At 36.4% G+C, this 21,073-nt stretch carries 21 protein-coding genes and 2 pseudogenes; 13 read left to right on the top strand and 10 right to left on the bottom strand.

What is annotated here, in order from left to right:
* Positions 1 to 938 precede the first annotated feature (938 nt).
* The 3 genes and pseudogenes from NST97_RS08705 to NST97_RS08695 form a co-directional block, all read left to right on the top strand.
* A complete protein-coding gene (locus NST97_RS08705; protein WP_013401964.1) occupies positions 939 to 1,892 on the top strand; it encodes an ABC transporter ATP-binding protein in 954 nt (317 codons plus the stop codon).
* Positions 1,876 to 2,823 carry an ABC transporter permease subunit gene (locus NST97_RS08700; RefSeq protein ID WP_013401965.1) on the top strand — a complete coding sequence of 316 codons (948 nt, stop codon included), beginning with the start codon at positions 1,876 to 1,878 and terminating at the stop codon, positions 2,821 to 2,823. Before NST97_RS08705 ends, NST97_RS08700 begins: the two co-directional genes overlap by 17 nt.
* A 70-nt stretch (positions 2,824 to 2,893) precedes the next feature.
* Positions 2,894 to 3,235: pseudogene (locus tag NST97_RS08695) on the top strand (ATP-binding protein); the annotation flags it as partial.
* Here NST97_RS08695 and NST97_RS19240 read toward each other — a convergent pair.
* Positions 3,159 to 3,436, bottom strand: a pseudogene (locus tag NST97_RS19240) (hypothetical protein); the annotation flags it as partial. The pseudogenes NST97_RS08695 and NST97_RS19240 overlap by 77 nt on opposite strands.
* A gap of 21 nt (positions 3,437 to 3,457) precedes the next feature.
* On the opposite strand from NST97_RS19240, the gene NST97_RS08685 reads away from it, so the two are divergent.
* Complete coding sequence (locus NST97_RS08685; protein WP_341343118.1) at positions 3,458 to 3,883, top strand: NUDIX hydrolase; 426 nt, start codon at positions 3,458 to 3,460, stop codon at positions 3,881 to 3,883.
* 563 nt (positions 3,884 to 4,446) lie between these two features.
* On the opposite strand, the gene NST97_RS08680 is transcribed toward NST97_RS08685, so the two are convergent.
* Positions 4,447 to 5,361: a tyrosine-type recombinase/integrase gene (locus tag NST97_RS08680; RefSeq protein WP_044897201.1), complete on the bottom strand. Its 915-nt coding sequence runs from the start codon at positions 5,359 to 5,361 to the stop codon at positions 4,447 to 4,449.
* Between the two features lie 315 nt (positions 5,362 to 5,676).
* Between NST97_RS08680 and NST97_RS08675 the strand changes: the two genes are divergently transcribed.
* Positions 5,677 to 6,258: a hypothetical protein gene (locus NST97_RS08675; RefSeq protein WP_340882183.1), complete on the top strand. Its 582-nt coding sequence runs from the start codon at positions 5,677 to 5,679 to the stop codon at positions 6,256 to 6,258.
* A gap of 988 nt (positions 6,259 to 7,246) precedes the next feature.
* Here NST97_RS08675 and NST97_RS08670 read toward each other — a convergent pair.
* Positions 7,247 to 7,525 (bottom strand): hypothetical protein, encoded by a 279-nt coding sequence (locus tag NST97_RS08670; RefSeq protein WP_340882184.1) that lies wholly within the window; start codon positions 7,523 to 7,525, stop codon positions 7,247 to 7,249.
* Between the two features lie 314 nt (positions 7,526 to 7,839).
* Here NST97_RS08670 and NST97_RS08665 point away from each other — a divergent pair, with 314 nt between their 5' ends.
* On the top strand, positions 7,840 to 8,430 hold the full coding sequence (locus tag NST97_RS08665) for a hypothetical protein (protein ID WP_341343117.1): 591 nt from the start codon (positions 7,840 to 7,842) through the stop codon (positions 8,428 to 8,430).
* A gap of 307 nt (positions 8,431 to 8,737) precedes the next feature.
* Here the strand turns inward: NST97_RS08665 and NST97_RS08660 are convergent, their stop codons facing one another.
* Positions 8,738 to 8,944: a DUF1657 domain-containing protein gene (locus NST97_RS08660; protein ID WP_063387284.1), complete on the bottom strand. Its 207-nt coding sequence runs from the start codon at positions 8,942 to 8,944 to the stop codon at positions 8,738 to 8,740.
* A 75-nt stretch (positions 8,945 to 9,019) separates the two neighbouring features.
* Complete coding sequence (locus NST97_RS08655; RefSeq protein ID WP_063387285.1) at positions 9,020 to 9,235, bottom strand: alpha/beta-type small acid-soluble spore protein; 216 nt, start codon at positions 9,233 to 9,235, stop codon at positions 9,020 to 9,022.
* A 249-nt stretch (positions 9,236 to 9,484) separates the two neighbouring features.
* On the opposite strand from NST97_RS08655, the gene NST97_RS08650 reads away from it, so the two are divergent.
* Positions 9,485 to 9,730 (top strand): hypothetical protein, encoded by a 246-nt coding sequence (locus NST97_RS08650; protein ID WP_144597080.1) that lies wholly within the window; start codon positions 9,485 to 9,487, stop codon positions 9,728 to 9,730.
* An 85-nt stretch (positions 9,731 to 9,815) separates the two neighbouring features.
* Here NST97_RS08650 and NST97_RS08645 read toward each other — a convergent pair whose 3' ends face one another.
* The 5 genes from NST97_RS08645 to NST97_RS08625 form a co-directional block, all read right to left on the bottom strand.
* Entirely contained in the window at positions 9,816 to 10,013 is a 198-nt protein-coding gene (locus tag NST97_RS08645; protein WP_341343116.1) for a hypothetical protein, read from the bottom strand.
* Positions 10,014 to 10,105: 92 nt separating this feature from the next.
* Positions 10,106 to 11,182 (bottom strand): YheC/YheD family endospore coat-associated protein, encoded by a 1,077-nt coding sequence (locus tag NST97_RS08640; protein ID WP_341343115.1) that lies wholly within the window; start codon positions 11,180 to 11,182, stop codon positions 10,106 to 10,108.
* Positions 11,172 to 12,524 carry a YheC/YheD family endospore coat-associated protein gene (locus NST97_RS08635; RefSeq protein ID WP_339193250.1) on the bottom strand — a complete coding sequence of 451 codons (1,353 nt, stop codon included), beginning with the start codon at positions 12,522 to 12,524 and terminating at the stop codon, positions 11,172 to 11,174. The genes NST97_RS08640 and NST97_RS08635 overlap by 11 nt, the downstream gene beginning before the upstream one ends.
* Positions 12,508 to 13,617 (bottom strand): YheC/YheD family endospore coat-associated protein, encoded by a 1,110-nt coding sequence (locus tag NST97_RS08630; RefSeq protein ID WP_339197170.1) that lies wholly within the window; start codon positions 13,615 to 13,617, stop codon positions 12,508 to 12,510. Before NST97_RS08630 ends, NST97_RS08635 begins: the two co-directional genes overlap by 17 nt.
* A gap of 53 nt (positions 13,618 to 13,670) precedes the next feature.
* Positions 13,671 to 15,032 carry a YheC/YheD family endospore coat-associated protein gene (locus NST97_RS08625; protein WP_341343114.1) on the bottom strand — a complete coding sequence of 454 codons (1,362 nt, stop codon included), beginning with the start codon at positions 15,030 to 15,032 and terminating at the stop codon, positions 13,671 to 13,673.
* Positions 15,033 to 15,152: 120 nt separating this feature from the next.
* Between NST97_RS08625 and NST97_RS08620 the strand changes: the two genes are divergently transcribed.
* From NST97_RS08620 to NST97_RS08595, 6 genes are all read left to right on the top strand, one after another.
* The gene (locus NST97_RS08620) at positions 15,153 to 16,280 is read left to right on the top strand and encodes a DUF445 domain-containing protein (protein WP_341343113.1); all 1,128 of its coding nucleotides are present in this window, start codon (positions 15,153 to 15,155) and stop codon (positions 16,278 to 16,280) included.
* A 107-nt stretch (positions 16,281 to 16,387) separates the two neighbouring features.
* On the top strand, positions 16,388 to 18,013 hold the full coding sequence (locus NST97_RS08615) for a spore germination protein (RefSeq protein ID WP_130158436.1): 1,626 nt from the start codon (positions 16,388 to 16,390) through the stop codon (positions 18,011 to 18,013).
* Between the two features lie 24 nt (positions 18,014 to 18,037).
* On the top strand, positions 18,038 to 18,271 hold the full coding sequence (locus tag NST97_RS08610; RefSeq protein WP_066248956.1) for a hypothetical protein: 234 nt from the start codon (positions 18,038 to 18,040) through the stop codon (positions 18,269 to 18,271).
* Between the two features lie 15 nt (positions 18,272 to 18,286).
* Positions 18,287 to 19,396 (top strand): GerAB/ArcD/ProY family transporter, encoded by a 1,110-nt coding sequence (locus tag NST97_RS08605; protein WP_340734146.1) that lies wholly within the window; start codon positions 18,287 to 18,289, stop codon positions 19,394 to 19,396.
* A complete protein-coding gene (locus NST97_RS08600; protein ID WP_311066422.1) occupies positions 19,393 to 20,595 on the top strand; it encodes a Ger(x)C family spore germination protein in 1,203 nt (400 codons plus the stop codon). Before NST97_RS08605 ends, NST97_RS08600 begins: the two co-directional genes overlap by 4 nt.
* A 119-nt stretch (positions 20,596 to 20,714) precedes the next feature.
* Complete coding sequence (locus NST97_RS08595; protein ID WP_340734145.1) at positions 20,715 to 21,065, top strand: YlbF family regulator; 351 nt, start codon at positions 20,715 to 20,717, stop codon at positions 21,063 to 21,065.
* Positions 21,066 to 21,073 lie beyond the last annotated feature (8 nt).

Genomic DNA, 21,073 nt, shown 5'->3' with positions numbered 1-21,073 from the left:
CCACCACTTATTGACCTTACGGTCTAATTGAAGTGGGGCTTCTCGGAGCTGCTTTTACTAGCCAGCTAAGTTTACCAAGTTAACCCCCTTGTTCCAGAAGTTCAGAAAAAATTTTTGCACGTTGGTTTGTCATAGTAAGCTTGCTTTTCGCCTATGATCAAAAGACGGTGCAAACATTTTACGTGGCAGCACACGACCTGCCACAATCTTATATGTTTGGTTGTCAAAGAACACGCAAAAGATTTATAGGAAAATAATACCATATTTTAACATGGGGGGACAATCCTATAGGCTTCGCCTAGCCAAAATTCATCTCCCACTTACGGTTGTACTTCGCTCTTCACACGCTTGAAGAGGGAGACTTATTTTGGAATTACGTTAAATAGATATAAGGTACAGAAAGTAATCAGATTAAGGATGGATTCGGTATATAATTTGTTTAAAAAAATTAATAAAATGTAATTTTATTTTTTATTTAAAAAAATTGAATAAAATTAAATTTTAGTTTAATATAATTTAGTGAAGTGGATATATGGAAAGAGATGTAATTCCGTTATGGGTACTACCTCTAGATAGCGAACTGTAAATTATTAGGAAAGGAGAGGGTGTTTTTGAAATCGGCACTACCGCCGATAATTTTCGGACTAATTATATCCATTGTGTGGGGGTATTTCTCAGATTTGAGACATGGAGAAACGCAAATGTTTATGATTAGACTTATCGTTGTACCTTTATCAATTTTATTACTTAGTAAGATGCGTGAAGCTAAAGAAAAGGAATGAGTTTCTCTAGGCTATTTAAACATCTAAAGTAGCTCCTTCTGTTAAACCTTCTTTTAAACTATTGGAAGATATGTGCTTCAGGATTTAATAGTAAGTAACCTTTTAGGGACAAAAATCGTGACTGATAGTATGAAATTGCAGAAAGAGGGAGAGTACATGGCAGTAAAGGCCCTAGAAGTTCGATCTTTAACGAAAAAGGTAAAAAATAAAGTGATTGTCGATGATGTTAGCTTCGTCGTTGAAAAAGGTGAAATCTTTGGGTTGCTTGGCCCTAATGGTGCCGGAAAAACGACGATTATACGGATGATCGTGGGCTTGATAGGACGCACGAAAGGCAGTGTGTATGTGAATGGCTACAATTTAGATGAGCAATTTAAAGAAGCAATGAGTGAAATTGGAGCGATTGTAGAGAATCCGGAATTCTATAAATATATGAGCGGATATAAAAATCTAAAGCACTATGCAAATATGGCAAGACACAAAGTCACTGAGGAACGTATTCAAGAAGTAATAAGAGTAGTAGGTCTTGAACAAGTTATTCACCAAAAGGTAAAGACATATTCACTTGGAATGAGGCAACGATTAGGATTAGCACAAGCTTTATTGCATAATCCATCTTTATTAATACTAGATGAACCAACAAATGGACTTGATCCTCAGGGGATTAGAGAATTTAGGGATTATTTGCGCTCTTTGACGAAAGAGGGAATCTCTGTTATCGTATCCTCTCATTTATTATCAGAAATGCAATTAATGTGTGACCGATTTGCCATTATTAAACAAGGAAAACTGATTCATGTTTCTTCTATGGACTTACATAATGAACAAGATCAATCATTACAAAATGTGGTGTTTGAGGTTAGTGATGTAGAAACAGCAGTGCAGCTTCTCCAAGAAAATAAGTTGACCAATGAATTAAAAATAGTAGGTGACCAACAGTTTTCAATTAACATAGATAAAGAGACAATTGCAATAGTTAATCAGCTATTAGTGAAGAATAATGTCAATGTATATGGAATCAATCTAGTAACTACAACGCTTGAGGATCGTTTCTTAGAATTAACCGGCAAAGGTAAGGAGGAGGTAAAGACTAGTGTTTTCGCTAATTAAAAATGAGATGGTGAAGATTTTTGCGAAAAAGGCTAATTGGATATACATCTTGATTCTGATTTTAGCTGTAGTCATTGGAGGCATCATTCAACAAAAAATATATGGGGAACCGAGCGATAATTGGCGCGAGGAAACTCAAACCGAATTGAACCAATTAAAAAAGGATTTGGAAGCTGCTCCAAATGAAGATAAGGAATGGATTATGGAGCAAATACAGCAAAAGCAACGCTATCTTGATGAAAATATAAATCCAAATGCAGTAAGTAATTGGCATTTTATGAATGGAACCGTGATAGGCATGACAATGTTGGTCACTCTGTTTGCAGTTATTGTAAGCAGTGCAAGTGTATCATCAGAATTTGCCGAAGGGACAATCAAACAGCTATTAATTAGACCCCATCAAAGATGGGTCATCCTTCTGTCTAAGTATATCTCAGTATTAATCTATTCTATCGTGTTATTGATTGTTCTTATTATATCAGGATATATTGTAGGCTTGATTCTTTTCGGGAGCGGGGATTTTAACGCGAAAATCTTTGAAACCACTCTTGATGGCCAACAAAAGTTAGCTGTTGTGGGGACACAATTCTTTTTAAAGGTCATGTATTATATTCCAAGCCTATTGATTATCATGACGATTGCTTTCATGTTATCTACCTTGTTTAAAAGCCAAGCATTGGCCGTGGGTATCGGAATATTTGTTTTATTCCTATCCTCAACTATTGGCGGTGTGATTGTGTTATTAGCAGAAAAATATACCTGGACAAAATTTTTAATCTTTCCACACTTGGATCTAACAGTTTATGCTCTACAAGAAAAAATACTTCAAGACGTAACATTGCCAATGTCCTTAATCATTTTGGCGGTGTACTACATCATATTCTTGTTGATAACATTTACCTTTTTTCAAAAAAGGGATATTAGTATATAAAATAATATGGGCTCAAATCGGTAAACCTTGATATGATGTCAACGCTTGTATTTATGATCTTCCTGTATAAGAGGCGTTGAAAAACGGCACGCTCGGACGGCTGAAACGAAGCCTCGACCCATGCGCACTGTTGATTTTGGATGAACTCGGCTATGTGCCGTTTCAAAAGCAAGGATCGGAACTGTTGTTTCATATTATCGCCGACTGTTACGAGCGAAAAAGCGTCATGGTGACATCGAATCTAGAATTTGGACAGTGGAATCGGGTGTTTGGGGACAACCGTTTGACGGCAGCGTTAGTGGATCGCTTGGTTCACCATGCCCACATCTTGGCCTTCACGGGAGAGAGCTATCGACTGCGGAACGCTCTCTCCGCGATCCAGCCGTCCTCTGCCCCCGGTCTGGAACCTTAAGTCTTGAGCTGGCAAGCCTATGTATTTTTTCTTGCACTTCTCTGCATTTTTTGCTTGCAAAAAACACCTTTAACATCCATTTACAAAACGTATGCTGTATGGGGAGTAAATTTTTTATTCAGCAGGCTGTGATTTTCAATCATTCGCTGGATTCCTCTTTACAGAAAACTTCGGCGAGCGCTGATTGTAAAAGACGTATGGCAGTTAGAGAGGAGAAATTCAATGAGAATACGCAAATGTTCTAGAGCGGTGATAGTGAATGAATTTAATAAAATTCTTCTTCAAAAGTTTGAATTTAAAGATGTTGTAGGAAACAAAGTGTTATGGGTAACTCCGGGCGGTGGTGTTAAGGAGAATGAAACTCCAGTAGAAGCATTAAAAAGAGAATTAAACGAAGAACTTGGCATTGTTGTTGATATTCATGACAACCCAATATTTGAAATGGATGTATTAATTGAAGGGAAAAAGGGTCCTTTTATAAGTCGTGAGATTTATTATAAAATTGTTATTCAATCTGACACAATATTGTCTATCGAAAATATGACTAAAAATGAGAAAGATACATTTATAGAGTTAAAGTGGTGGAGCAAGGAAGAGTTGCAGAAAATAGAAAACTTTGCGCCGCGTGAAATATTGAACTATTTTTAGTAAATGAGAAATTAGAGATGCCGAAAGGAAATATTTACACAGGGAGCCTTCACCACAACAAAGGCAGGATGAATAAACTCTTACATATCTGCTCTATGTGCAGATTTTTTCTGGATATTAATGCAAACGATGATTTAAAATTCTTCAATTTCAACGAAACGAAATTTCTCATTATGAACGTTGTAATTAAGCAACTGGGCAGGATAAACTCCTGCTTTTTCTTTTCAGAATCGCCTTTGATATTAAAGGTAATGACGATGTAACCCGAGTTCGACAGTAGCTATGCAAACAAAATGCCTCTGATCCCTTGATACAAAAGGGCCCAGAGGCATTTGGGCATACTTCGGGCATGTATCTAGGTGAGAGGATGGATGCCTAGAATCTTCAATTGGCACAAGTATTTTCCGTAGGACAGATGGGAACGCAGTCCGTCGGCTTAAAAATAGCTGGGCAATGGAAACCCAGCGATGCTGCTCACGTAAAACGCATTGCCCTTAAAACACCCATCAATGATTTTCAATGAATCCTTCACCGTTTTGTTCCCCTTCCCACATACAGTGAGATTAAAACTTCGGCAACGCCTCCACGGCATCCGCCAAATCACTATAGCTGTCTTTTAAATATCGAGATGTGGTGGCAATATTACTGTGACCGGCAAGCCTCCGCACTTTCTCGATATCGTTATTCGTCGCCTTTAGCATCCACTTACAAAACGTATGCCGGAACATATGAGGGGTAAGTTTTTTATTTGGCAGACTGTAACTTTCGATCATTCGCTGGATGCCCCGGACCGAAAATTTCGGCGAGCGCTGGCTGTAAAAAACATATGGCGATGCAGCCACATGCGGTTTCTTTTTCGCCATTTCCGCACGAAACTTCAGCCAATCCTCGAGTTCTGCCAGCAAGATATTCGAGATCGGCACTGTTCTTACCTTCATCCCTTTTCCCACGATTCGAATTCGTTTCATCTCTAAATCTAAGTCCGTTAATTTTAAATTGGATAACTCTTCCACCCGCAATCCTGCATAGGTAAGCAAGTACACCACCGCGCGGTCCCGGCGATATTTCTCTTCAGGATCGACTCCCCGGCTTTGCACCGGTTTTTTCCGCATCCGATGCAATAAGTCCTCGAATTCTTCTTCTGTGAGCCACATGATTTTTTCGTTATCTTCATCGGCTGATTTTAAATCCTGGATGTCTTTCATTGGGTTCTGTTCAATCTTATGGTGTTCCACCGCCCACGCATAGAAGCTTCGCAGCGAATTCAGACGGCGATTGATCGTAGAGATAGCCAACGGTTTCCCTTCTACCGGATTCAACATTTGCTGAATCCATTTACGGATGTCAGCCGATGTGACGTAATCGCCTGGACGAAGATGCAAGTCTTTCAAAAACTGATTCACGTCATTGAGATAGGAGATCACGGTGTTAGGAGAAAATCCCTTCTCTTGCAAATATGTTTCATATTCGTGCAGCATCTTTTCCATCCTTTCACTTATACGACTAGTTTAAAAGGGTTCGAAGAGCAAAAAATCAATTGAAAAAATAACATTATATGACGAGTATATCATAAAAAAGACGATATTGCTAGACATATAATGTAGATTATATGACAAGTTATAAGTACAAGTGAGAGAGCGTATATATTTTTATTTTATAAAAATACCTAGTTAATTACAGTGGGTTCTCAAACAAGAGGAAAATAATAAAGAACAATATGGTATAAATAGGATATACACCTATTAATATGTTATTATATTTATTGTATAAAATAGATTAGGAGGAGATATATCTTGAAAAAAAGTTTAATTTCATTAACGTCTGCTGCTTTACTAGTAGCAACAATCAGCCCTTCATTAAGTTACGCAAGTATTATCGAACCAACAAATGAAAAACTAACAGTGAATAAACAAAATCATCAAAATGTAATTAGCGTACAAGATGCATTAGAAATCGAACAAGCATTGATACAGAGTCAAATTAATGCAGATGATTATATCAATGAATTAACTGCGGAGGGTATATTACCAACATCTGCTACCTCTCCAACTGCACCTGGCAATCAAATTATTACACCTTCTAGTAAAGGTAGCGTAAGTGTAAAAGCCATAAGTAATGCAATAAAAAAACATGAAAAATCTATTGATAGAGGTATTAAAGGAGCAATTAATAAACTACCTTTACCTAGATCTGCTAAAAATAAACTCATAGGTGTACTCTCCGTGGGAGGGCTTTTAGAAGTACTTAGCCATTATACTGGGTTTGTTGATGATGTCGAGGAGTTCTTAACAAATGTTATTAGCGATTATACTGGTTTAGGAAAAACTACATCAAATGTGATTGCAAAAACGATTACATTCTTTTTGCCATTCTAACCAAAGAGGTTGTGCAATGTTGCACAACCTCTTTGGTTCTTTATTTAAGCTCTTTTGTAAATTAAATAATATTACTAGAAAATATAAAATCGCACGGTATTATATTTTATTATAATTACAAGGAAGAGATAGGGGGATGGAAAAATAAGTATAACTCTTATAACAAAAGTATCAGTCATACTTATAGTAATTAGAACAGCTAAACTATACCGCTTTGTTGATAAGAATTTTGAATTTTTGTCCTTTCTCCGCAGTTTCTTTATCAGTTAAAGAAAACGATATCAAAATTACTAGAAAATATAAAATCGCACGGTATTATATTTTATTATAATTACAAGGAAGAGATAGGGGGATGGAAAAATAAGTATAACTCTTATAACAAAAGTATCAGTCATACTTATAGTAATTAGAACAGCTAAACTATACCGCTTTGTTGATAAGAATTTTGAATTTTTGTCCTTTCTCCGCAGTTTCTTTATCAGTTAAAGAAAACGATATCAAAATAGGTGGATATCGTGTTTCAGACTTTTTATTTGAGCGAGGTGAACAAACCGCATTCAGGATTTTTAGTACCTTAGCTATTTGGACAGTCTTTATTCTCCGACTGTCCATTCGGAGTTTTCTGTTCATTTGTGGAAGTACTTTGTTTCTGATAACTAGCTACCTATCATCTCGTTAAACAATTCCACAATTCTTACAAAGGAAGAGCTGGCATGAACAGTAATTGCTATAACGATTAACAGAGATAATACTTCAATGAACGCAAGCTAAACCATTATAAAAATGAATTTTGCGGACTATACTAACCATTTTGAAAATATCGTTTTAGATCCTAAAAGGGTCTAATTCTAATTTTTCGTTTTCAGATAAAGTATGGAAATCTTTGTAAACATTGTGCCAATCCGCCACCATCAGGAACGCACATTCTGCAATATTCGATACCTTCATATACTATTTTTGTTATCAACAATCTATATGAAAACAGCATTTATTTAAGAAAACTAGTATTTAGATAAACAAGTAAACTACCAATAATAATAATAAGCAATAATATTACTAATACAATTTTTTCAAGCAAGGTTGATTCATTTTTATCACGCATAAATAATTGATAATAAGTATAAGTAAACATGATTAGATTTATAAGTAAGCAAAATGCCGTTGTATGTGATTGATCATTATAGATAGCAAAAGAATCATAAATAATTAATGCAATTGCTCCTCCTATCAAAAAGTAATAATAGTATATATTAGCTAATCGTTTCATAATAATCACTCTTTATATTGTAAATTATCTTAACAGAACCTTAAAAGGCCATAACATCCCCATCGTATTATGTCCATTCATATTAATACACCACGCTGTTAAGATTTTCTTTATTTTAACATATTCATGTCCTTTTCTCCAAATTGGTACAAATGGGGTATATAAGGGAATTAGTAGAACATATTGATGTGAACCAAAACCAAATAGATTTGTTAATAAAAAGGATTACGAATTATATATAAGAATACAAGCTTGCTGGGGTTGTCTTTATATGGTGATTTTTACAATTATGATTTAACAGATATTTTTAATGCATGCAAGGAGCGTGGTATAATTTAGTCATAGATATGGATTGCAACCAACAATCTATGGAATATTTTTATAAATATTATGAGCAATTTAGTTTATATAGAATATCTATTTACTCATTAAATAATGAGAAGAATAATCACTTTTTTACTTCCAATTATTTAGAAGTAATTAATGATTTTGTTACACACGAAAATGTAAAAAAATCAGGTGAAGTGTTAATAATACCGATTACAAAGGAAAATATTAACGAACTACCCTCAATTGCTTTATTCGGAAGCGAAAATGATTTTAAAGTGAATCCGTTAATATTGCCTGATAACAGGTTAATTCCTTTTTCCAATATTTTAACTAACAAAGAATATAACTCTTGTATCAATACAATAAAAGAATTACTAAATATATATGGGGGAAATATATATTTAGACATTCCTAGTGGATTCGATATAATTGGAAAACAAGCGATACGCTCAGGGTTTCGGTATTCTGCGGATATATGTTCGGATGAGGGTATACGTTTATGTGAATTTTCTAGGAATAGATATTATATAGTACATGGAATATCTACCATAATTTTTTTGTTTTTTGAATATTAATTCGATTGTTTGGCAGTCTATCACAGTGTGATGATCTAACGGATATCTAAGGTTTTTATAGACGATTTATTACTGCAATTGTTTTTAGAAAGATCAGATTTTAAATGCTTATAACAACTGCTCGAACGAAAGGGGGAAACACGACACTTCGTGAGTGGATTTGAAAGTTGAAGAGAGGTGCGATTTTCCTGTAATGGAATGAAGCTTGGAAGGATTAGAATTAACAGAAATAGAAAGAGGAAGCTGAATTGGAAGGGTTCAAGCACAAAATGGGAAATATCAGGAGAGTGAATGGTCCCCTCCTGATTTATAGCTGTTTAAATTGCGGCTCTTCGTTTTGAATGTAATTTAGCCTCGCTTTTAAATGGTCAAGCACTTCCTGTTGTTGTTTTGCAAGGTTTTGGTATAACTGCTTAGCTTGTTGATCTTCTGTTTCCAGTGCGAAGCTATGTAAGTTCGCAACTGCACTTTCACAGCTTGAAATAGTTTCCATCAATTTTGTGCCAACTGTCATTTGAAAAACCTCCTTATTCTCAAATAAAAGGAGACACGGGTAGTGCCTCCATAGCCATGAATATAAATTTTTTAGTTATTGTTGTTGGAAACCGCCAATTTGTTGTTGAGCAAGTGCAACTAAACGCTTTGTGATTTCTCCACCAACAGATCCATTGGCACGGGAAGTTGTGTCTGGTCCGAGATTTACTCCGAATTCTGTTGCGATTTCGTATTTCATTTGTTCAAGCGCTTGTTGTGCACCAGGAACTAAAAGTTGGTTTGAGTTGTTGCTGCGGTTTTGTTGAGCCATAATTTTCAACTCCTTGTGAAATTTTTTTTGGCTGGGTTAGCTGGATTTGCACCAGCGTGAATCAAAAGATTCACTGCCAAACTCGGCTTAACCCACCGGGATGTATGGTGTTCATTAAGTAGTATGAGTAGGATGTAAAAATCTATTCGAAATGAGAAATGGTAATTTCTGTTTTGTGTCGTTACTCTGTAAATCAGACTAGAAAGGGAACATTATACATAAATCAACAACAAATAAAGGAGTTTTCACATGCGAGCCTGTCCGTTATGCAATGGATTTCAGCAACTTCATAAGTATTGTTCCAAATGCGGAGGCATTTTATTGGATGCAGGGAAAATAACTGATTATTTAGATGACTACAGTGCTTATATGGAAATGGACTTGATGAAGCTTTTAGATGGAAAAAGAGATTCACTAAAAAATCATCAATGCATACATCTTTTATATTGCAGCCAATGCCATGAAGAAGAGCATGCAATCATTCAGGAAACATAACGAAAGGGGCTTTTTAAGCTTTTAAGCTCTGAATTCTTTTACAGCTAAAATTTAAAAAACCTGATGTGTTTTTCAAACATCAGGCTTACTTTTTGTTATTTTTCTCTATGTCAAATGGCGGTTCTTCTTCCTCGAGGTCCCTTGCTTCTTCAATATTGGTCGCATTGTAACGGTAGTGAACAGATCCTCCTGAAAGACCTTCATTAATCATTCTGTCAATGTCCATAAACGATTGATCACGACCTTCATATAGCGAATCTTTTACTTCCTTATCCTTATCCATAACCGTATTACCCTCCTTATTCACTGGAATTATTCATTAGGTTGCTCAGGAAAAGGTAAAATTATAAAAAGAATGTATGATATCATGGATGATTACAAAAATTTGTGGCTTGTGCATCCGTTTTTATCAAGTTTTTTGGAATCGATTCGATTTTTTGCTAAATGATGGAACAATTTGCTTAGTTGGACAATTCCGTTTTGGAATATGTCTTTTTCATCGAACACCATCGGTTTCGAATTAACCTCATAAATAAAAATATTTCCTTTTGTATCAATTCCAGCATCAATAGAAAATTCCCCAATGAATTGAAAACATTGAGAGAGTGTGCTGCCAATTTCGTGGCAAATAATTTCCAGTTTTTTTGTATCGACACGGTTTTTGACAAAGGAGAAGGGAAGGATAGTGCCACCATGTACTACATGTGTTGTAATGTTTTTAGATGCGCGCACGCCAATTCCCGAAATAACATATTGGTTTTGACTGTAATGAACGAGAATGCGCAAGTCGTATTTCTGACTGTTAATCTGATCGGAAACGATCTCCTGCTGCATCATATACGGCTCGTTTAAAATGAAATGTTTTATTTCTTTCCAAATATTTTCCAATGAAGATTCATTTTTTATAGAATTTACCGTTTTGATAATGTAGTTATGTTTGGATTCGGCTGTTATTTTAATGATTCCTTTCCCTTGGCTTTGTCCAACAGGCTTTAAATAAACGGAGGGGTATTTTTCAAAAAATGTATAAAAATCTTGTTTCGATGTTGCCAATTGCGATTCAGGTATGACAGGAAGAAGGTGCTTATTTTTTTGCAAACAAGTAATGACATCCCATTTATTAAAAAAATGTCTGTTGAAATATGGGATGTTTTTTTTGTTTAAAGAGCGGAAAACGAAATCTGTTTTTTGAACTGTATCGCGAAACGGATAGCGATTATAGACAACATCTGGATATAGAAACTTTTTTTTCAACCAGCGATTTTCGTTCGGTTCATATATATAGCCGACGATCGATTTTTCTTTCATGCCAGAAGGTGTAAAAACAAAGCTTGAACTGTTCTGCTCAGCCAAATGTCTTTGTATAGCTTTAAATAACGAAATGTTTCCATAAAAAGAACCGCTTCGATCGTTATCACCAGCTAAAATTCCGACGAGCATTTCATGGGGCATCATAGATCTCCTCAGTTGAAATTGTTTTTTTCATTAAATATTCGGCATATTGGAATGGAAAGCGCAATGTTAGCCGGTCTTCTTGCTGCAAATCTTTATGCATAAAAATGGAGCGGCCAGGCTTCGAGTTCGCTTCAAATAGCCATATGTTCCCGTTATTGTCGATGCCGAAATCAAAACCGATTTCTCCGATTTCACCGTCCATTTTGCGATCAATCGCCTTGCTAATAGAAAGAGCCGCGGTGGAAAGTGAACGGTAAATGTCCTCTTTATTCAGCGGCAATGATAATTCATGCAAAGATTTTATTGTTCCTCCGTTTTTTACGTGTGTTGTAGGATTTCCCTTTCCGGCCAATTTCGCAGCGATTGCACTGACAAGCCAGATTCCGTTTTCGTTCTTGTTTGTGTGCACGCGGAAATCGACAGGATTTCCACTCGATTGAAGAAGGGAAATGCCTTGTTGAGCAATATATTGATCTAATGATCGCTGTGCAAAAAAACGCTGCAAAAAGCCTTCAATAGAAGAGAACAGCTTCAACTGGCCTTTTCCGTTCTCATCATAATAGCAGCAAAGAATTGATCCATTTTTCCGATTTTTCACCAGCTTAAATATTCCTAGGCCAAGGCTTCCGTTTTCAGGTTTTAAATAAATCGTTTGAAAGCGGTTAATCAGCTGTTCAATTGTTTTTATAGACGGAGCATGATATGTCTCCGGCAAGTAATGCCTTACTGTCCCATCTTTGGATAAAATATGATGGACATCCCATTTGTTGAAAAAGCCTGAGTTGAAAAGCGGAATTGAGCGCATAAATAAGTTTTTTTTCGCAGACTGAAAGTAGTCTGAGTTTTCTACCTTCCGATTTGGAAGACGATCATAGATGACATTTGGAAATGGAACGGTTATTTTTACCCATCCGGATTCATTGAATGAATAGCCTTCAATCATCTCTAAATCCCAATGAATTTGATGTATCCCAAATACAAAACAAAAAGCGCCTGTTGAACAGCCGTTGACCACTAATTTTGAAAAAAATATCGATCTGTCGCCTAATGGGCGTAAAAGGGATTTATAAAAACCTGCTGTGAAAATGCCGACAACGGGGCCTAAAAATAGCGTTTCACTATGGACTAAAGCTTTGATCCTAATATTTTTAGGTAAAAGCAGAGATTCGGCAATATCTTTTGAAATATAAATGCTTTGGCTGTCTTCGTGATGGAGAATAGAACGGCACGCTATTTTCCGTTTGCCGAAAGAGATCGATTCGATCGTTACATGGGAAAAAGAGCTAGGAAGCAAAACGGTTTGGTTTAGGTGGTCTGCCTGTTTAATTTGATAAATCATTTATTTCCACCCCGGTTTGTAGAGAGTGTTGCAAGTAGCGGGCATAGCGGACAGGAGCTTCGTACAGAACTGTTTTTCTCGCAGGATCTGTTTTTAAAACGACATTTCTCCCTGGTTTAGAATTAATATCTAGAATCCATATCGTTTCATTTTGCAAATCAATGCCGATGTCCACACCAAGCTCAAATAAAGGAGCAAAATTTTTTTCAATTTTTTGCGGAAGATGGTGAGCAAGCTGTTCGATTTGGTTATAAATATGGTTCAATCGCTGCCTTGGAATATCTTTTTCCCATTGTTCAAGGGAAACGACAGAACCGCCTTTTGACAAGTTGGATACATACGTATGTTTTTGACCGATTCGAATTCCTTTTCCTTGCATAATCCATTGACCGAACTCGTTTTTTTGAAATAAAATGCGCAAGTCAAATGGACGCTGCTGTTTGTCCTTTAAAGGGAGCAATCGTTGAAGAATGTATGAGTCAACTTGTCTCTTCGCAAGAAATGGTTTTAATTGATTGAAATGTTTCAAACGGACGATCCTTTGATTCGCTCCAATGAAAAAGTATAGAAATAGCGTTTCCTTTTCTTTTTTAATTACAAGCACTCCTTTTCCTGAACTGCCGTGAATTGGTTTTAAGATACATTCCTCATATGATTGCAAAAATGTATAAACTTGATCGGGATGTTGGAAATATTCTGTTTCAGGAAGATATTGATAAATGAATGGATCAGTTTTTAATGTTTTATATTGTTTCCATTTATCTGGGAATCCGTAGCCTAGAAAAGAAACATTTTGTTGTATTTTTAATTTTTGAACGGCTTTTTTGTTTTGAACGGAAGCAGCATCTTTGCCATAAAAACAGCGGTCATAAATATAATGTGGAAGTTGAAAAGTACTTCGCTCCCATTTATTAGATGTTAAATTGAATGTAAATCCCGTTAACGTACCATTTGCGAATTGTACGTCCAACGGGCGAAACATAATACATTTCATATTCAATTTTTTTGCCGCTTTTGAAATATTTTTAAAATAGGCTGCTTCATGAAAATATTTATTGACTAAAAATCCGAAAGACAAAAGAGGTTCTGCCACAAATATCCGCCTGCCTCCGTTTATCTATATTTACCCAATTATTATATGAATCGTTATGAAACATCATAACCGCTTATCAAGAAACAATAACGGATGATTGCTTTGGCAGACGGACGAATGGAAGGATTGAGAGAGTATTCAATATTTTTGGATGGCTTTGTATTGACTTCTAAAATCCATGGTTTCTGATCCTCACTTACAGCCATATCAATTCCAAATTCCCCGTATTCTCCCTCCACGTTCATTTCAACTGTTTTGGCGGCTTCCAGTGCTATTTCTGAAAGAATGCTGCAAAGATGTAAACAAGTGCTTTTGTCAAAAATGTCAGATAAGATTTTTTTTATTTTATACAGCTCACCGCCTTTAGCTAAATTGCTAACAAATTGATCTTTAGCGGAAAGGCGGGCGACAGAAGAGGTTATTTTCCAGCCCTGATGATTGATTTTATGGCATAGAAACCTGAAATCAAGCGGTCGATTATCCAAGTTGATTGTGTCGATTGTCTGCTGAATAATATGCGGTTCTCTTTTGAGATATGGAAAGAGATGTTTATACATTTCCTGAAAGGAATGAAAAATAATTGGCTGCTCGCTTTTACCGGGATGGGTAAAGTATATTTCGAAAAGATCGTTTTTATTTTTCAAGCGAATAATTCTTCTCCCTTGACTGCCGTTAATCGGTTTAATAAATACGTCTTGAAAATCATTTACAAACACTTGCAAATCTGATTTTTTTGTTAAAAGCATCGTTTTTGGAAGGTAGGGAAGAAGATGCTGGTTGGACGCAAAAATTTTATGAATTTCCCATTTGTTTAAGTAGCGGTGGTTAAACACCGGTATATCGTTTGCAGCTGCAAATTGCAAAAACTTCAAATATTTTTGAGAATACTCTAATTTTCTTGATCGAATCCGATTATAAATCACGTCAGGACAAGGAATGGTTTCCTTTTTCCAATTTTGATGAGATAAATGAAACCCTTTCTTCTGATTTTGCTGCAGATCAGTTAATGTTGAAATACAAAAAAATGCGCCAATTTCCGCACAGTAATTCGCCATCTCTTTACAAAAATCATCAATATTTCCAAACTGGATTTTTTCATCGTCCTGAATAGAATCAATCAATACACAAATGACCGGTCCAAGTTTGAAGGTGTTGGTGAATTTATCATACTGAAGACGAAGCGTTAAAGATTTTATAGGAAGATGAAGAGCGTTGTAAATCTCTTCACTGGCATAAAGAACGATTTTTTCGTTTCGGATGAAGGAGGCTTTTGTTTTAACTGTTTCTTGGCCGCAATGTAAGGAAAACGTTTGGATCAGTGGAAGGGTCAAAGCTTTTTGCAAAGAATCGCTTATTTCCATATAGAAACCGTTTTTTTCTTCGAGTGGAATCATTAAAATTTTTGTTTCTGCCATTTGAATTACCCCGTTTGCTTACAAATGTTAACCGATTTATAATATTAACTTAGGTAAATCATGCTATGATATCGTATGTCTGGCAGTTGATCTTGTGAATAAACAGTGAGGAAGATGCAAATGGAATTTATATTAACATCAGCTATGATGGTCGTAATTAGTGCATTTATTGGCGGTGTTACGAATTACATTGCCATTAAAATGCTTTTTCGCCCATATAGACCAATCTATTTGTTTGGAAAAAAGCTTCCCTTTACGCCAGGCCTTATTCCGAAACGCCGGGATGAGCTGGCTAGGCAGCTAGGAAAAATGGTGATCGAGCATTTAGTTACACCAGAAGGAATCAAAAAGAAAATGGAGGAGGTCTCCTTCCAGCAGAAAATACAATCATTCCTGCTTCAATCGATAGATGCTTGGCTTGCCAAACAAAAAACTTTAACGGAATTACTGGAAGAGTATGGAGTATCCAACAGCAAGGAAATGATTGCCACCCGACTTGAACGAGCGATTGAAAAAAGCATACTTCATTTTTTCAATACAGATCAAAAAGTCAGTCATTTTTTGCCGCAAGAATGGAAGAAGAACATCGAATTGCAAATTCCTAGTCTTGCAGAATGGATTGCAATGAAAGGCGTTCAATATGTTGAAAGTGATGAAGGGAAACAAGCGCTGCAAAGAATGATCGATGACTTTCTTCAACAAAAAGGAACGTTTGGCGGCATGATTCAAATGTTTTTAGGAAACTTGAATATCGCAGATAAAATTCAATTAGAAGCAGCAAAGTTTTTTCGTCATCAAGGGACGATTGATCTGATTTATTCCATTCTTTTTAAAGAATGGAGCCGATTGCTTGAAATGCCGGTTTCTGAGTTCACAAGCAGGATGGACAAAGAAAAGACAAGCTTGTCCATTGCAAAACTTATTTCGGAAAAAATACGTATCTACGAAACATTGGATAAACCAATTTCAGAGCTTATCCAGCCGTATAAACAAGCAGTTATGGAAAAAATGCTGCCAGCCGTCATTTCCAGCTCTGTTCTTTATTTGCAAAACAGTGTGGAACAGATTATGAAAGCTTTCGATATCGATGAAATTGTGACGGCACAGGTAGAATCCTTCTCGGTTGAACGTCTCGAAGAAGTTGTACTGACTATTTCCAAAAGGGAATTTAAAATGATTACCTACTTAGGCGCTCTCCTTGGTGGTATAATCGGGTTCGTACAATCGATTATCATTCTGTTTATTTAATCCCATGAAAACAGGCAAACCGCCTGCTTCATGGGATTTTTTACATATTAAAAGAACAATTGGGCACTTTACAAGTAAAAGGTTCAAAAACGTTAGGGGGATTCGGCATGAGTTTTTTAAAATTTTTTAAGAAATCGATCGATAAAAAGTCATTTGAACAGCTATTAGCAGACAAGGAAAAGCAAGATAGCAGCGAGCAACCGCAAAGCAAAGAAACGATCAAACGCAGCTTGCATGAAAACTTAAAAAAAATTAGAGAAGCATTTGGCAACAGCAGCGACATTGTTACAAGGGAAATAAGAATAGGAAGACAAGGGGAAATCCGCGTCGGGATTATTTATACGGACGGTTTGATTAACAGTGAAGCGAATCATAATTTTGTTATGGAATCGTTAATGTTTGAATTGAGAAGAAATGAAGTGGATCTGAAAGATCTGGCAGGTTTGACGCTGCTCAATTATATAAAAGAAATGGTCTTGACCGTCGGTTCGATTGAAGATGTGCATGATTTCAACGTTATCACGAATGCTGTTCTGTCTGGAAAAGTTGTTTTATTATTCGATGGATACGAACAAGGCTTTGCCGTTGAAATGAAAGGCGGAAAGGAGAGGGGAGTCCAAGAGACAACAACTGAAACAACTATTCGCGGTCCTCGGGAAGGATTTACGGAAAATTTGCGTGTCAATACTTCCCTTATTCGCAGAAAGATAAAAGACCATCGTTTATGGATTGAATCAAAAAAAGTCGGAAAAGTAACAAAAACGGAAGTCAGCATTATGTATATTAAAGGGATTGTGAGAGAAGAAGTGGTGCAGGAGGTCAGAAGCAGAATTGAACAAATTGATATTGATGGAATATTAGAGAGCGGTTATATCGAAGAGCTGATTCAAGATGACTCATACACGCCATTTCCAACTATTTATAATACGGAACGTCCTGATATCGTGGCAGGACATCTTCTTGAAGGCCGCGTAGCCATTTTAGTGGACGGCACTCCTTTCGTTTTAACTGTACCGTCAATTTTTGTGCAATTTCTGCAATCCCCTGAAGATTATTATCAACGCGCAGATATAAGTTCATTAATTCGTTTTCTCCGTTTTTTCGGTTTTTTCACTGCGCTCCTTGCACCGTCTCTTTATGTTGCTATTACAACTTTTCATCAGGAAATGCTGCCGACACAGCTTTTGATCAGTCTTGCCGCCCAAAGGGAAGGCGTTCCGTTTCCCGCATTTATTGAAGCATTTCTAATGGAAATTATGCTTGAAATTTTAAGGGAAGCAGGACTTCGAATGCCAAGAGCTATCGGACAAGCCGTTTCAATTGTTGGAACATTAGTTGTCGGGACGGCAGCAGTAGACGCGGGAATTGTTTCCGCCGCAATGGTAATTGTTGTAGCATTTACAGCTATCTCAAGTTTTATGGTCAGCTCGTATGACCTAGCGATCACCGTGCGGATGTTACGATTTGTTTTTATGGGGCTTGCCGCATCTTTCGGTTTGTTCGGAATTATCCTTGGATTGGTGGCGCTAGTTCTTCATTTGAGCAGTCTTCGTTCATTTGGCGTCCCTTATTTAAGTCCAATGGCTCCGTTTACGCTGGCAGATCAAAAGGACGTTTTTATTCGTCTGCCCCGCCGTCTGCTTATTTTTCGACCACGAGTTTTTAGTTCACAGCAAAATACGAAAAGAGAGAAATCACTTTTTCAAAACGAAAATCAACGAAAGAAGAAATAGATTACCTAAAGGGGTATTAAATGAATGTGGAACATAATCGGCATTCTTTTCGTTTCTGCATGTATTTTTATAATCGAAGCTCTGCTGCTATTAAAACATAAGCTCTGGAAGGATTTTATTGTGTTTATCATTTTTCTTTTTCTAGGAACAGGATTAAGTATTGCCAGATGCATTAATTTTCCTATTCCAAATCCGATTGAATTGCTCACATGGATCTACCAGCCGCTAAGCGAAGCAGTGAACAAAATATTTCAATAAGAGGTTGGTGAAGGTATGTTAGACAACGGGAAAATAACAGCAAATCAATATAAAATGTTAGTTTTATTATTTACGATTGGAAGTTCAATTCTCGTTGCTCCTACTGCATTAGTGAATGATGCGAAACAGGATGCTTGGATAGCAACCATTTTTACGGTCATCATCTCCATTCTTTTAGTGCTTATGTACATTAAAATATATTCAATTTTTCCAAATATGACTCTTGTAGAAATATGCGAGCTTTTGCTCGGAAAATGGATTGGAAAATTCGCGGTTGCATTATTTCTCATGTATGCTTTTATTTTATCGGGTGCATTGCTCAGGGAAATCGGCGACTTTACAACTACTCAAATGATGCCTGATACACCGATCGATGCTATCCATATTGTTTTTATGGGAGTCGTTGTTATGGCAACCCTTTTAGGATTAGAAGTGATTGGACGTTCTTCAGAAATCATTTCATTATGGCTATTCATCCTTTTAGCAATCTATTTCATCGCGATTTTGCCTCAAATCAAAATAGGAAACCTGCAACCGATATTGGGAGAAGGAATGAAACCGATTTTATTTGGGTTTTATCATTTTATTAGTCTGTCGAATTTAGAATTAATCGTTTTTTTAATGATTGCTCCCTTTGTCAATCATCAAAAAGGAGCAGAAAAAGGATTTTTAGTAGGCGTTATAATTGGAGGAATCCTGCTTACATTTGTTGTCATGTTTTCTATTCTTGTTTTAGGTGTCGAAAATACAGCCAGACAAATATATCCGAGCTACGCCCTGGCAAGAAAAATTGAAATAGGAAAATTTTTTCAACGCGTAGAGGTTATTATGGCGGGAATTTGGTTTTTATCTATTTTTTATAAGCTAACCATCAGTTTTTATGCTTTTGTTTTAGGTCTCTCTCAACTATTTAAAATAAAAGATTATCGTTCGATTACTCTTCCTATTTCTATGATGCTGATTGTGTATGCGATCGCCTTCCATCCGAACATCGTTCACTTTTTTGAGTTTGTACATAATATTTGGCCTTTGTACTCTTTAACGATCGGGTTTCTTTTTCCTCTCATCCTGTTGGGTACAGCTCTAATGAAAAAACGTCAGCGTCATGTGAGGGGAAATAGATGAATAAGCGGTTGACAAGTCTTTTATTCATATTGGCGTCCATCATGTTGCTGGCAGGCTGCTGGGATCGGAGGGAGTTAAATGACATCGCAATCGTTTCAGCATTAGGAATAGACAAAGTAGATGATGAATTACTTGTAACGATACAAGTGATCAACCCGGGACAGGTAGCAACTGTAAAACAAGGGGGAATAACAAAAGCTCCTGTTAGAACATTCCAGTCGAAAGCGCGTACATTGTCTGAGGCGATGAGAAAAGTGACAACTTTCTCGCCAAGAGCCGTTTATTCAAGTCATCTCCGCATGTTGATTATTGGAGAGGATTTAGCAAAAGAAGGAATGGGGGAAATTATTGATTATGTAGTAAGGGGGAAAGAATTTCGGACAGATTTTTATCTCTCTATCGCTAAAAACACTAGAGCTGAAAACATTTTAAAAGTACTTAGCCAGCTGGAGACAATTCCCGCACATAAATTAAGTTCTTCATTAAAGTTATCTGAAAAATCATGGGGGCCTATCGAAACAATAGAAATCAATCAATTTGTCAACGAGTTAGTTTATAAAGGCATTGAACCTCATGTGATAGGTGTAGAAATAATAGGCAATCCTGAAGCTGGAGAAAAAATAGAAAATGTTGAAAAAACAAAAGCTGATGCGTATCTCAAATTTGGTAGTGTAGCTATCATGAGGAAAGATAAGTTAGTTGACTGGTTAACGGAGAAGGAAAGCAATGGTCTCCATTATGCATTAGGAAAAGTGCAAAGAGCAGTCATTAATGTGCCATGCAAAGAGAAGAAGGTGGCAATTGAAACGATCCGAACAAACAGCAAGATTCAAACAAAAGTTGACGGTCATCAGTTTAAAGGCACCGTTCAGCTGCATATAGATGGGGCGGTAGCCGAGGTTCAATGCGAACGAATGGATTTGGAGAAAATAGAAACGATAAACCTTTTGCAGAAAAAAGCTGAGGAAAAGGTTAAAAAAGATATTCTGACAGCTATTCAAGCTTCCCAGAAAAAATATGAAGTAGATATTTTTGGATTTGGAGAAGCCCTTCATCGCAGCCATCCGTCGATTTGGCATAAAGTTAAAAAAGATTGGCACTCTCATTTTAAAGATATACCGGTTCATGTGGATGTTGACGTAAAGCTAAGGAGAATCGGCACAATTAATAACTCTCCTCTTCATGAAATGAAACCGTAGCTTCCCGAACTTCTAAAAAATTCCTCAGGGTGTAAGGGAATTTTAAAACTTTTTTGACAGGCGGCCTTGTCATCCTTTATATTAGCTAAAAGGGCTCGCGGAGCGAGGAGGGATTAGGAGTGTCTAATATTTTATATAATTCCGCGTACGATTTGAAAAAAGCATTAGAACAAAGCAAGGAATATATTCAATTAAAAAAATTGTATGATGATGTCCAACACGATGAATCAGCGAAAAACATTTTCCAGAACTTTCGCAGCACTCAATTAAACCTGCATGAAAAACAAGTAACCGGAAAAGAAATTACTGAAGAAGAAATTATTCATGCAGAAAAATGCGTTCAATTAGTACAGCAAAACGGCAAGATTGCTGCATTGTTGAAAGCAGAGGAAAGCATGAATATGCTTTTACAGAGGATAACCAGCATTATTTTGGAGCCGCTTGATGAGCTTTATAAAAAAAGTGAATAGTAAAAGAA

The sequence above is a fragment of the Aeribacillus sp. FSL K6-1305 genome, from assembly GCF_038050115.1.
GTDB classification, from domain to species: Bacteria; Bacillota; Bacilli; order Bacillales; family Aeribacillaceae; genus Aeribacillus; species Aeribacillus composti.
This window is presented reverse-complemented; position numbering and strand designations above follow the sequence as displayed.